We start from the raw sequence: 12,685 nt of genomic DNA, 5'->3' as shown, positions 1-12,685 counted from the left end.
ATAAAAACCATTAAGGGGAGAAATTACGGAAATAACGAAGTTATTGATGTTGTTATAATGGTTAAATCTACGTTAGGCATTAAAGAAGCTCATGATATAGCCACCCTTATGGAAAGGATCCTCATAAGAGATTACGGAGTATATGATGTTCATGTCCATGTGGAACCCAACTAAGCATTGTGATCTTTATTATCTCTTGCCAATAATGCACTACGGCCTAGCAACCATTAAAAATAGCCCAAGAATATGCCATCATTCTTGGGCTTTTTGTTTTTACTTCAATTTTTCCACTTTGGATAAAACACTATTCAGTTCATCAGCTGCGTTAGTTAAAGTCTTTGCATCCAGAGGCTTGGATTTTGCACCTGCTTCAATGGTGTGCAGCGATGCTCTACTTTTTCATAAAGAGCGACGTCTTTGGCTTGTTTATCGAACTTCATTATCAGGTTTTTATTGTTCATGTTAACGGTCCTTTCTAGAGAGTGGATTCGATTTACTTTCGGAAGAGGATCACTAGTGGCTGATTCCGATTGCTGGTATCATCGGAGCCCACATTACATCAGCTCCGTTAAGTATCTGTTGATTATTGTAAAGAGAGGCCTGTATAAATAAAAAGCCTCTCTTTTTTATTTACTTTATTTTTGTTTATTAAAGAGAACCACTTGCTCTGTTGCTTTTGGAACATCGTCATCATTAGGTCCCTCAGCGGTTGGGATCCTCTTTTAGATTTTAAATAAGCAGGTATCGCCGTTTTTAACAATGTTCTTAAGTATTTGTGCTTTTCTAATGTAAAAGGACATTTTATTTGCCCTTCTCCATTTCTCTGATCGGGATTAATTTTTCCGTCCTTATACAAGGCATGGTAATATTCATCAATAAATTGTGAGTCGTTCTTTTCATCATACCCCCAGTTATGTTCTGCTGCTAATTCTTTAATCTGCTCCTTAAATTCGATAAGAGTATAAGGAAACTCCCCTTTTTCTCCTTTTTGTTCCGATTTCTTTGGTCTAGCTATTTTCAACTGCTGATGATCCCTCTTTTGCAATCCTTCCATTATTGCATTTAATTGTCCTTTATTCTCCTGGATAATTTCTAATAAGCTCAAATGTTTTTCTTCTAATTCAGATGTTCGTTTTTTAACATCTACTATTTTTTTATCAATGATATCTGTAATTTTTCTTTCATCGATGGCTGTATCTTCATTTTCAAAAGCCTTAGTTATGTTGCACAATTCTTCTTCTATTTTATTAAGCCGTTCGTCAATATCAACTATGTTTGGATTGGACAATGTTTCTTCAGTGTTGATCTGTTCATCCCTTTTTTCTGCTTTATGAACGTATCTTCTTTGACCTGGGGTTAGAAGGCTTGGAATGTAATCATTTTTATACGCATCCATGATCCATACAATTTCAGGATCTATTTCTTTAATGAAGTCATAGAGATCGTCTTCATGTATTCGATAACCATCCTTTCGATTTTGAATGGTTTCAGCTTTGATTCTGCCTTCACGAATATACCTTGTTACCATCTGAATGGAATCCGTTATACGATGTTCGCTCAAAATTTTTAATGCCTCGTGAACATTAAAAAATCTTGCCACATAACCCCTCCTTTACATTTATTTGAATCTTATGCGAAGAAAGTCCCAAACATAACGACTATTAATTTTACCTGAGTAACATTACTTGGGTTACATTACTGGAGAAATGACCAATTAACCGAGAAATAAAAATGGAAATGACCATGAGACCGAGGAATTATCGACAGGAAAAAATCAAAAAATACATAATATTTCATTATAAGACGAATTCCTTAGAAATCAGTTAAGCTTGTCCTTCCTTGATATAAATAGGGTTGCAGCCTGGGACAAAAGGGATATATTATAACAGAATTTTAATAGAAAATCTTGTGGTATATTTAGGCGGCTACAACTTTAGTTGCCATCTTTGCAAAAACTGTTCAAAGCCCGAATTTTTGAATTTTTTTATAAAAGGTGCTTCGTGGGATTTCACACAGTTTTGCAGCGAGCGTCACGTTTCCTTTTGTTTTCTTTAGTGCGTTCATGATCACATCACGCTGTACTTTATCGCGAAAGGAAAGGGATGGTTCCTCTTTTACGGGGAATCCGTAGTCTGTTTCCTGATGTTCCAATGGCAGCAGCAGACGATTCAGTTGATCCGTGTCCATTTCGGCCGCAGGCAAAATATGCAGCCGTTCGATCACATTAAACAACTCTCTGATGTTGCCGGGCCAGTGGTAGGCCATCATTTTTTCCATAAAATGCTCCGGCCAGTTTGGAACAATGCCGTTTTTCTCGCAATAATACCGGATAAGATCTGGGATATCTTCCTTTCTCTCGCGGAGTGCAGGAACAGCCAGCGGATAGACGTGAAGCCGGTAAAATAAATCTTTCCTAAAAGACCCTTTCTGAACGAGCTGTCCCAGATCCTGATGAGTGGCACAGATCACCCGGAAATCGACCGGGATTTCCTTAGTCCCTCCTACAAGGGTGACTTTTTTCTCCTGAAGCACTCTCAGAAGAGCCACCTGCATGGATGGTGGAATTTCCCCGATTTCATCAAGAAAGATGGTTCCTCCGTCCGCCTGCTGAAATTTCCCTTCGGTCCCTTGTTTTTTTGCGCCTGTAAATGCACCCGGTGCATAGCCGAATAGTTCACTTTCCAGCAGTTCTGCCGAAAGTGCCCCACAGTTTACGGCGACGAACGGTCCTTTTTTTCTTGGACTGTTTTCATGAATCGCACGCGCCACCAGCTCTTTTCCTGTACCGGTTTCTCCTGAAATATAGACACTCAGAGAACGGGGCGCAACCCGTTGGATCTCTTCGATCGTTTGTTGAAAGGCAGCACTTCTGCCCGTTTCGCCAGGGAAGGCAAAAAAAGAACTGACGGCTGTGTTCCGGCCTTGAAATCGCGGGCTCTGCTGATTGGGCACAAGACGGACACAATAGCCAATGATGCTTTTCTGGTCATTATATAATGGCACTTGGGTTTCCTTGATCAGGCCAAATTGAATGGCCTCAGTGATTTTCATTCCAGCCAAATCCGTACATCTTCGGCGAAGGGCTTGGCCCATGGCTAAAATCTTACCGGAAGGGCTGCAGATCACCAGGTTGGGATGGGTTTCAATCATGTCCATGGACTGCTGGATGAGTTCCATCTCCATCTGGCAGATCTGGATTCTCAGTTCCTGTTCAATGGCCTGTGAAACCGAAGCCACAACACCGAGCATATACGGATGAGCTGAATCTACCGGGCAGGAAACATCCAAAACACCGAGTATCCTGCCTTCAGGGTCATGCACAGGCACGGCAGAACAGCTCCATTGATGTGATGCGATGGAGTAGTGCTCTGTTCCGCTGACAAATACGGCCTCTTTGGTTTGAAGGGCCGTACCGATGGCATTGGTGCCCACTTCTTCTTCCGTCCATTTGACCCCTTCGATAAAATTGATTTTCGAGGCGTCAGCAATAATCTTCCGGCTGCCGGTCAGTGACAGAACATAGCCTTCGGAATCAATTAAAAGCGCCATCATTCCAAGCTCATGGATAGCCTCTTTCATTCGTGTGATATGGGGCTGGGCCGCTTCTAAAAAGAAGGAACTTTTCTTTTTATGATGGAGCAGCTCCTGCTGTGATAAAATATGGCGTCCCTTGGTCAGATAAGGATCCACTTTGACATCTTTGCACCGGTGCCAGGATTCCTGAATGCGCTTATTCAACCGGGATGGATCGAGAACTCCTTCATGTACAAACCGCTTCCAAGTGCTCAAATAACAGTTAGACGCAAGCATTTTGACCTCCTCTATCCTAATAAGAGTGCGGGAAACAAAGCTTGTCCAACAACCAAAATATTTTAGAATTTTCCGTGTGTTTTTCTTATTATATCGAAAATTTAAAGCGCTTACAATCAGCATGAAAAGAGGGCACGTAAATACCGTGCCCGTAAGCGGCGCTAATGATCTGTATTTTTCAGGAAAAAACGACACCGCCATCAATCATTATGGATTGGCCAGTCATGTAGTTGGAATCATCGGAAGCCAGATAAGAAACAAATTGTGCGACATCCTCCGGTTTTTCCGGACGGCCCAGGGCAATTCCCTCAGAAAACTGCCTGAACGCTTCCCCTCTTTTTAAATCCATATATTCTGCCATTCGTTCATCGATATGTTCCCACATTCGTGTTCCGACAATGCCGGGACAATAGGCGTTTACCGTAATCCCAAACTGTGCCAGTTCCTGGGCAGCCGCCTGTGTCAGCCCCCTGACCGCAAATTTGGTGGCTGAATACACACCAAGGAGGCTAAAGCCTTTATAACCGGCAATGCTGCAGGCACTAATAATTTTGCCGCTCTGCTGTTTTTTCATCTGCTCTGCGGCTGCCTGAATGCCGTACAACACACCAAATACATTCACATTAAAAATGTGCTCCAAATCTTCTTTGTTTACCTCGAGCAGGGGCTTTACCTGGGCGATCCCTGCATTGGAAACCATTACATCCACACTGCCGAACGCTTCTTGAGCCTGTGATACGATACCGAAAACCTCGTCCCTTTTGCTGACATCCGCTTGAACGGCCAGACTTTTTCTTCCAAGACGTTCGATTTCCTCTGAGACGCTTTCTGCTTTCCCCTTATCAACATCATTGATTACTACGTTAAACCCGTCACTTGCCAGCCGCAATGCAATGGCTCGCCCAATGCCCTGGCCGGATCCGGTGACGATGGCTGTTTTGATTTCATGCATCTATCTTCATCCCTTCCTTTTTAAATCAGGCATGGACCGCCTGACCGATTGTACTGGCAATGGCTTCTGAAATGGCTTCAGACAGAGTGGGATGGGCAGCGATGAAATCCTCAAGAACGTCCACGGTTAACTCGCCGTGAAGCATGAGCGTTCCCTGCCCAATCAGTTCAGTCGCACGCGGACCGACAATGGAAATGCCGAGCACTTCATTGTACTCCGGATCAATCACTACTTTTACCTTTCCAAAAGGCTCATTGAGAATCAATGCTTTTCCGTTGGCTCCAAAAGAGAACTCCCCTGTTTTCACGTCCCCGTATTGTTCTTGTGCCTGCCTCTTTGTCAAGCCGACACTGGCGATTTCTGGAGAAGTGTAAATACACCGGGGGACCGCTTTGTAATTCACTTGTTTGCGGGTGCCGCAGGCATTTAATGCAGCAACCGTCCCTTCATGAAAGGCCAAATGGGCAAGCAGAATTCCTCCTGTCACATCGCCTGCAGCAAAAATGTGCGGCAAGTTCGTCTGCATGTACTCATTGACTTGAATTCCGCCTTTTTCAGTCACTATGCCAATATCGTCAAGGCCCAGGCCGGTTACACGAGGTATCCTTCCCACAGAAACCATAACTTTATCAGGTTTCATTTCAATCCGCTGTCCATCAGCTTCGTAAATGGCGGTCTTCTTATGTGCCTCAAGCATTTTTAATGAGGCAGACGTATGTACTTCTACACCGTCCCTTCTCAGCCTGTCCTCAAGCACAGCGGCAATGTCCCGGTCTTCGCCCGGCAGCAACTGATCTGCCATCTCAATCATCGTTACCTTCGTTCCAAACCGGCTGTAAATACTCGCAAACTCGCAGCCTATCACTCCTCCTCCAACAATGAGCAGCGTTTGCGGAATGGCTTTGAGCTCCATGGCCTGGCCGCTGTGAAGCACCCATTCTCCGTCAAACGGAGCAAACGGAAGCTCAGCTGGCTCCGACCCTGCGGCGATGATGCAAGAATCAAAATCTATGAATCGTTCAGAGCCGCTGTTTTCATCAACCCTCAACGTGTTCGCTGTAACAAACCTGGCTTTTCCATGAATCACGGTCACCTGGTTCTTTTTCATCAAATACTGAATACCCGAAACAAGCTGATTTTTAATCGAGTTCTTGCGCTGTTGCACTTTGTCCCAGTTAATGACAGCTTCTGCAGAGGAGATCGAGACGCCAAATTCCTCTGCATGCTGAATTTTCTCAAGCACTTCCGCGGTTTCCAGAAGTGTTTTTGTGGGCATACAGCCTTTATTTAAGCAGGTGCCTCCCAAGGCTGCTTGATCCATCAGGATAACCTCTTTCCCCTGCTGTGCTGCGGTGATTGCAGCAACGTAACCGGCAGGCCCGCCTCCGATCACTGCGATTGTTTCCATCACGTCCACCTTCTTTCTATACAAGCATTGCAAATGGCCCTTCTAAATACTGTCTAATGGTCTTTAAAAATGCGGCAGCCGGCGCCCCATCCACTATCTGGTGATCAAACGTCAGGCTCAGCGGCAGAATGCTCCGGCGTTCAAGCTGTTCTCCTATATACACCGGCTGGTCGTCCGCTGCCCCTACGCCCAGAATCCCGCTTTCCGGAGGGTTCAGAATTGGCGTAAAATGCTCTACTCCATACGCTCCGAGGTTGGTTACCGTAAAGGTTGAGCCTTTCATCTCTTCACTGCTGAGCTTCCCTTCTCTTGCTTGATCTGCCGCCGTCCGGATGGCTGCGGACAATTGCGACAAAGAAAGTGATTCCGCATTTTTAATCACCGGAACAACGAGTCCATTTGCAAGTGCAACCGCCATGCCAAGATGGACGTTTTCACTTTCCTGAATGGAATTTTCAATGAAAGTGCTATTCATTACCGGGTGTTCTTGCAACGATAAAACAACCGCGCGGGCAATAAAATCATTTAACGTGAGTTTCGCTCCAAACCTGCGTTGTACAGATGGCGCGCTTTGAGCCTGGAGCGTTTTCAATTCGGTAATATCCACCTTCATGTTGATGGTCAGCTGGGCAGTGTTCAGAAGACTTCTTTGCATCCGTTCTGCAATTACCTTGCGTATGCCGGAAAGGGGCCTTGATGGCTGATCCGCCAAAGCTGGCGATTCGTTTTGTTTAAGAGCAGCCGGTTCTGGCTGGGACATTTGAGATTTAGTCTCCAGTGCCTTTTGCACATCTTCTTTTGTAATCCTTCCTCCCGGCCCTGTTCCCGTCAGGTTTTGGATGTCCAGATTGGCCTGGGCGGCCATTTTTCTGGCAACAGGCGAAATTCTGACCTTTTCACCAGCAGCAGGAGAATCTGTCTTTTCTTGCTCCTTTACCGTCAGGGTTTGCCTCTTTGGCTCTGCGGCGATACTGGCTGCTGCCTCTTCCCTGACCTCTTTTTTTACGATCGTTTCATTCGGCTGCCCGATATAGGCGATCGGAGTTCCAGGCGGCACGCCCTGTCCCTCTTCTACCGCAATTTCCAGAAGGACTCCTTCTCCAGGCGACTCAATTTCCTTTTCTATTTTTTCAGAATTGATGCTGGCGATCAGTTCTCCTTTTTGTACCGAATCGCCCACTTTTTTGTTCCAGACGGAAACGGTTCCTTCTTTCATCGCCATACCGAGCTTTGGCATGATAACATTTATGGCCATGTTCGTTCCTCTCCCTTCCTTGATCGTTACACGCTGAGTGCGTTTTCTCCCAGTAATTCTGATACCACTGCCACCACTTTTTCCGGTGTCGGAAGGTAAAGGTCTTCCAGCGGAGGCGAAAATGGAACCGGTGTATGAGGAGCCGTGACACGCTTGATCGGAGCATCCAGTGAATCAAATCCTTTATCGGCAATTAGTGCCGCAATGTCTGTCGCCATGCTGCAGCGCGGATTCGCTTCATCAATGACCACCACGCGGTTTGTTTTGGCTACGGATCCGAGTATAGTGTTTTCATCAAGAGGCGATAGACTCCTTGGATCCACAACCTCAGCCTGTATTCCTTTTGATGCCAACTGATCAGCTGCTGTCAGCGCGACCTGAACCATTTTGCCGATCGCCACAATGGTAAGGTCGGTTCCTTCTCGTTTAATATCCGCCTCACCGAATGGAATGGTATAGTAATTTTCCGGCACGTCTCCTGTCATGTTATAAAGCGTCTTGTCTTCAAAAAAGATTACCGGATCATCATCTTCAATGGCCTTCAGGAGCAGTCCTTTGGCATCGTAAGGAGTGGAAGGAACCACCACTTTAATTCCGGGAATGGCCGTGAACAACGCATAGAGACTTTGGGAATGCTGGGCTGCTGCCCGAAAGCCCGCTCCGTGTGTCGTCCGTATGGTAATCGGTACTTTTGCTTTCCCACCAAACATGTAGCGAAACTTCGCCCCCTGATTGAGCACCTGATCCAGGCATGTGCCGATAAAGTCGTTAAACATCAGCTCGGCAATCGGACGAAGACCAGTGGATGCGGCAGCCATCGCGGCACCGACATAGCCGGCCTCTGTAATCGGTGTATCCAGCACCCGCTCCCTTCCAAATTCCTGAACGAGCCCTTTGGTTACGCCAAGCACACCGCCCCAGGCCTCATCATCCTGTAGATGGTCCACTTGTGCACCGCCGGCAACGTCTTCTCCCAGAAGGAGTACATTTTCATCTTTTCTCATCGCGAACTTCATCGCCTCATTAATTGCATCGGACATACTGATTGTTCTTCCCATTATCGTTGCCTCCTTTTTGTTTAATAGCTTACATACACATCATTCAATAAATCGGACGCATCCGGATATTCACTGTCTTCGCTGAATCTTACCGCTTCTTCAATTGCCAGATCAACGGCATTTTCCATTTCCACCAGCTCATTTTCAGCAAACAGGCCATTTTCCAGCACATGCTTTCTGAAATTAATAATCGCATCTTTTGTCTCTTTCTGTTCTTTCTTGTCCTCCTCCAGCTTGTATTTCTGTGCATCTCCTTCAAAGTGGCCATAATTGCGGTAGGTCACGCACTCAATTAATGTTGGCCCCTCGCCACGTCGCGCCCGTTCCACTGCTTCTTCTGCCGCTTTGTATACAGCCAGAACATCTTTTCCATCCACGGTGATACCAGGAATGCTGTAGCCTGCCGCACGGTCTGCGATGGTTTTGCAGCTGGAGGCATAGGAGAATGGTGTGGCTTCACCGTAGCCATTGTTTTCTGCGACAAACACGACCGGCAGTTTCCAGACAGCAGCTAAATTAATGCCCTCATGAAACGTTCCCTGGTTGTTGGCCCCGTCACCAAAAAAGCAAACGCTTACATTATTGGTCTTTTTATACTTGGCTGTCAGGGCTGCTCCGCAGGCTAATGGAAAGCCTCCACCGACAATTCCATTGGCTCCAAGCATGCCCTTGTCAAAATCAGCTATATGCATGGATCCTCCCTTTCCTTTGCAGAGCCCTGTTACTTTTCCATAGATCTCAGCCATCATGCCGTTTAATCCGCATTCCTTGGCAATACAATGGCCGTGTCCCCGGTGCGTACTCGTAATGCTGTCACGGTCGGACAGGTGCGCACATACACCCACTGCCACCGCTTCCTCCCCAGCATAAAGGTGAACGAATCCAGGCAATTTCCCGAGCGAGAACAATTCATGCACCCTGTCTTCAAACTTGCGGATCTCCAGCATCTTCTGATAAATCCACTGCGCCTTTTCCCGTGTTAATGTTTCTTTGTTTTGACTTTGCGTCGCTTCCATACGTCAGCCTCCTGTCTTTCCTTGTTTTAAAACTGCACTTTACTAAGTAGCAAGATTCATGCCAACCTAAAAAACCCCTTAGCAAAAGGCATTTGCGGATTCACAGACATAAAAAACGAGACAAAACGAGACGGTTGTCTCATTTTGTCTCGTCCTGTCCCGTTGTCTTTTTAATAGGATACTCTCTTCAGGTATGAAGACACTTTTTATATCGACTCGTTAAAAGCACTTCGAGAGCTCACGCCTTGTCAGTAAACAACGTATGACATAGTTATTACTATGGGAACACCCTTGAATGCCATAGCCCCGCTCCAATGACATAGTATTTTCAGCTTCCTTAAGCATATTAACAACTTCATCTATTTATTTTTTTAGTGTGGTATACCCCCTATTTTTTGAACATTGTCTATTAAGTTCCTAAGCTGTTGGACAATGATCAATTAAAAAATTTCGAAACGAAGCTCTAAGATGACCAAATATTTCTGGTTAATGTCCAATTCCTCCCGACTTTCGGTTTTTTAATTAAGAGCTAGGTATGAAACAGGCATTCATACCTATTTCAAACCTGTTTTCAGGGAATCTTAGGTAATGAGTTGAATCTTATGTTACTAATTCGGTGAAAGATAAGATGCTGCAGAACTAGCTGTTTTAAAATTTAAAACAAATCCAGGAAAGTATAATGGTGTTAACGTCCCTTTTCTAAAACGTCAACATGCAATGCCTCCCGTAAAGCTGAACGATGGACCATGAAGCTAAAACAAGCAGCCATCTCTTTTCACATTGCTCATTAAAAACACAGTGAGCGTTTTCACCTCACACAAGGGCATTCTTTTGCAGGCAGTCAGTTCTTTCGCTTAATAACAATGGGCAGGTATAGAAAGTGAATAGAAAATTCATTCTTTTTTTGATAAAATTACGGTACGTGAAATTATAGTCATTTAAAGGGGCATATTCCGAAAAACGATTTAGACCGTTTCTTCTATTCTTCCTATCATAAAAATTCCCCATTAAAAAGAACTTATGTCGAAAGATCGACACAAGTTCTAAAATGCCTATTGAAATGTCAGCACCCCCGTAAAGAGAAGCCTTTTTACATCCCTATTTAAGAAGTAACGATCTCATTTTTCTATTTCGTTCTAATCTTTCTAATTCATCAGCTAAATCATATTTTTTGAGAAGATGAAACATCTCATTTAAGGTGGGTTGTGAGTTATTCCTGTTTAAAAAATCATCAAACAACCCACAAATATCTTCTGGAAGCTCTTCCTTCTGTGCCTCATATTTATGTTTGACATCTACTGTTGAGTGATCCATGTTACACTTGTTCATAACATCCCTCCTCTTTCTCTCACTCTCTTTATCTTAATATGATTGAACTATTCTTACAACGTGAAACAAAATAACCTTTTAAATGAGAGAAAACAAGGACACTATTATTATTGTTACAATACGTAGTTAAATTTTTCCTCATTCTGTTCATGCTCTATTTTTTGTATTAATTTGATGAGACATCGACCTCCTATGTTAGCCAAACTTGCTTTGCGACGATATTTGTTTTCTTCCACTCACGTATGGGGAAGTTTAACCACTCCAGAGCCAGAAAGTTGTAATCAGGAATTTTTAAAGAAATTACGGTTTTATGCAATCTCTCCCACATAGGCTTTTCACCTCATTGTGTATCCGTTTTTCTACATCGATTAATCGGTGATTGTTCAAAATGAACAAAAAAAAGGGAATTGTCGAAACAATAGGACAAAATAAGGGTTAATTTTTGTTAAAAACGTTATTATAATTGTACATAAAGTGTCTGATGCAGCCAGAAAGGAATGGTACAGATGACTTTAGACAAGATGTCTAACAAGTCTCTCATGAAGGCTTATGTTGAAGCTAAAAATCTAATGTTAGCTTTAATTGATCGTCGTACATCTAAATTCCCGACTGTCGTGAGCCTTACCTTACCACAGTAATTGTTTGGTCGCTCGATGCCAGTTGTGACGAGGCTTTTCGGTATTTATAAATCCAGTTTAAAAATTTTTTGTTCAAACCAACGATTGTTATGTAGTAAATTTACATTTATTTAACACAAAAAATGGATATTTATTTATCCTTTTGTTGATGTTAATGATTATTGGGATAACAATCAGTCTGCTTTGCCATTGTAGACCTCCTCTTGTTATCCCTTTGCTCTTTTAAAAAAAGGAGATCTAGTTTTGAATCAAAAATACGGAGCTACCTATTTTTAGGCAGCCTGATCCATTTATGTTTTGTTTGAGAGAAGTAAAACTTATACATTATTACCTACAATTAACGAGATGCTCCACCAAAACCTCCGGAAAGTTGCGATTGTGCTTGAGCAACAAGACGTTTTGTAATCTCACCACCTACTGAACCGTTAGCACGAGAAGCTGTGTCAGCTCCAAGTTGCACACCAAATTCAGTTGCGATTTCATATTTCATTTGATCAAGTGCTTGTTGTGCACCTTGTACTAATACTTGATTACGATTACCACCACTACGATTTGCCATTATGTACTCACCTCCTTTTTTACATAACATCTCAATTTAAACTATTTTTTATGCAATAATTTCTAAAATGTTTCCTATTTTTATATTAAATGATGCGGTAAGGGTTTACCTACAATTGCATTTTTCACCTGGGGTTTTCTTTGTTGTTCGCAAAGTTTTGTAAACCGGTATCAGCTGCATACCAGGCAGGAAAAAGCAGGCGGCTCTGTGTCCAAGAAAATACCTACTGATTTGTAAAATACGGCTTGACAAGCTTTGAATACTCTTATTCAAAATGGATAGTATAAAAAAATGGAACAGGCCAAGGTGAATCTGAGGAAGTAATAAAGGATGGACTTTGAATTTAAAATAAGCAGTTTTTAAGAGAGGAATATGAATGATGGCAAAAAACTTATATCAAAGGGAAAACTTACGTCATCTTGCTAAGCTGGGCGAATTAGCTCCTGCACAACAGCAAGCGTACGAAAATTTTAGTAGAACCGTAATGCAAGAAGGCGTTCTTACAAAAAAGGATAAAGAAATTATTGCTGTCGCTGTGGCGCACGCAACTGAGTGTCCTTATTGTATTGATGTGCATACCCGTAATGCCAAAACATCGGGTGCATCCCTCGAAGAATTGGTAGAAGCAGTGTTTGTAACAGCTGCACTTGAAGCCGGAGG

General features: G+C 43.5%; 11 protein-coding genes and 1 pseudogene. 2 read left to right on the top strand and 10 right to left on the bottom strand.

Annotated elements, in window-relative coordinates; translation table 11 throughout:
- Positions 1-174: cation transporter dimerization domain-containing protein (locus M1K46_RS25190; RefSeq protein ID WP_305586390.1), on the top strand; the 174-nt coding region annotated here is incomplete at its 5' end.
- A 409-nt stretch (positions 175-583) separates the two neighbouring features.
- Here the strand turns inward: M1K46_RS25190 and M1K46_RS25185 are convergent.
- The 10 genes and pseudogenes from M1K46_RS25185 to M1K46_RS25950 all read right to left on the bottom strand — a co-directional run.
- The gene (locus M1K46_RS25185; protein ID WP_256228191.1) at positions 584-1,600 is read right to left on the bottom strand and encodes a hypothetical protein; all 1,017 of its coding nucleotides are present in this window, start codon (positions 1,598-1,600) and stop codon (positions 584-586) included.
- A gap of 359 nt (positions 1,601-1,959) precedes the next feature.
- A complete protein-coding gene (locus tag M1K46_RS25180; protein ID WP_256228190.1) occupies positions 1,960-3,810 on the bottom strand; it encodes a sigma-54-dependent Fis family transcriptional regulator in 1,851 nt (616 codons plus the stop codon).
- A 178-nt stretch (positions 3,811-3,988) separates the two neighbouring features.
- Complete coding sequence (locus tag M1K46_RS25175) at positions 3,989-4,762, bottom strand: acetoin reductase (RefSeq protein WP_256228189.1); 774 nt, start codon at positions 4,760-4,762, stop codon at positions 3,989-3,991.
- 25 nt (positions 4,763-4,787) lie between these two features.
- Positions 4,788-6,170 (bottom strand): dihydrolipoyl dehydrogenase, encoded by a 1,383-nt coding sequence (gene lpdA / locus M1K46_RS25170; RefSeq protein WP_256228188.1) that lies wholly within the window; start codon positions 6,168-6,170, stop codon positions 4,788-4,790.
- 16 nt (positions 6,171-6,186) lie between these two features.
- Complete coding sequence (locus M1K46_RS25165) at positions 6,187-7,425, bottom strand: dihydrolipoamide acetyltransferase family protein (protein ID WP_256228187.1); 1,239 nt, start codon at positions 7,423-7,425, stop codon at positions 6,187-6,189.
- 26 nt (positions 7,426-7,451) lie between these two features.
- Positions 7,452-8,483, bottom strand: a complete 1,032-nt coding sequence (locus M1K46_RS25160) for an alpha-ketoacid dehydrogenase subunit beta (protein WP_256228185.1) — start codon at positions 8,481-8,483, stop codon at positions 7,452-7,454.
- 20 nt (positions 8,484-8,503) lie between these two features.
- Positions 8,504-9,499, bottom strand: a complete 996-nt coding sequence (locus tag M1K46_RS25155) for a thiamine pyrophosphate-dependent dehydrogenase E1 component subunit alpha (RefSeq protein ID WP_256228184.1) — start codon at positions 9,497-9,499, stop codon at positions 8,504-8,506.
- 1,098 nt (positions 9,500-10,597) lie between these two features.
- Complete coding sequence (locus M1K46_RS25150; protein WP_256228182.1) at positions 10,598-10,828, bottom strand: group-specific protein; 231 nt, start codon at positions 10,826-10,828, stop codon at positions 10,598-10,600.
- Positions 10,829-11,803: 975 nt separating this feature from the next.
- Entirely contained in the window at positions 11,804-12,025 is a 222-nt protein-coding gene (locus tag M1K46_RS25145) for an alpha/beta-type small acid-soluble spore protein (RefSeq protein WP_256228181.1), read from the bottom strand.
- Between the two features lie 124 nt (positions 12,026-12,149).
- Positions 12,150-12,236 (bottom strand): annotated as a pseudogene (locus tag M1K46_RS25950) (hypothetical protein); the annotation flags it as partial.
- Positions 12,237-12,401: 165 nt separating this feature from the next.
- Here M1K46_RS25950 and M1K46_RS25140 point away from each other — a divergent pair.
- Positions 12,402-12,685 (top strand): carboxymuconolactone decarboxylase family protein (locus M1K46_RS25140; protein WP_256228180.1); only part of this gene is annotated, 284 nt, incomplete at its 3' end.

This window comes from Fictibacillus sp. WQ 8-8, from assembly GCF_024494405.1.
GTDB lineage: Bacteria > Bacillota > Bacilli > Bacillales > Fictibacillaceae > Fictibacillus_C > Fictibacillus_C marinisediminis.
Note: the sequence above shows the minus strand (reverse complement) of the source record. Positions and strands in the feature narration are given on the sequence as shown.

Coding starts and splice junctions, on each gene's coding strand:
- M1K46_RS25160 (WP_256228185.1), bottom strand. CDS start 8,483: ATGGGAAGAACAATCAGTATGTCCGATGCAATTAATGAGGCGATGAAG.
- M1K46_RS25165 (WP_256228187.1), bottom strand. CDS start 7,425: ATGGCCATAAATGTTATCATGCCAAAGCTCGGTATGGCGATGAAAGAA.
- M1K46_RS25155 (WP_256228184.1), bottom strand. CDS start 9,499: ATGGAAGCGACGCAAAGTCAAAACAAAGAAACATTAACACGGGAAAAG.
- lpdA (WP_256228188.1), bottom strand. CDS start 6,170: ATGGAAACAATCGCAGTGATCGGAGGCGGGCCTGCCGGTTACGTTGCT.
- M1K46_RS25180 (WP_256228190.1), bottom strand. CDS start 3,810: ATGCTTGCGTCTAACTGTTATTTGAGCACTTGGAAGCGGTTTGTACAT.
- M1K46_RS25145 (WP_256228181.1), bottom strand. CDS start 12,025: ATGGCAAATCGTAGTGGTGGTAATCGTAATCAAGTATTAGTACAAGGT.
- M1K46_RS25150 (WP_256228182.1), bottom strand. CDS start 10,828: ATGAACAAGTGTAACATGGATCACTCAACAGTAGATGTCAAACATAAA.
- M1K46_RS25175 (WP_256228189.1), bottom strand. CDS start 4,762: ATGCATGAAATCAAAACAGCCATCGTCACCGGATCCGGCCAGGGCATT.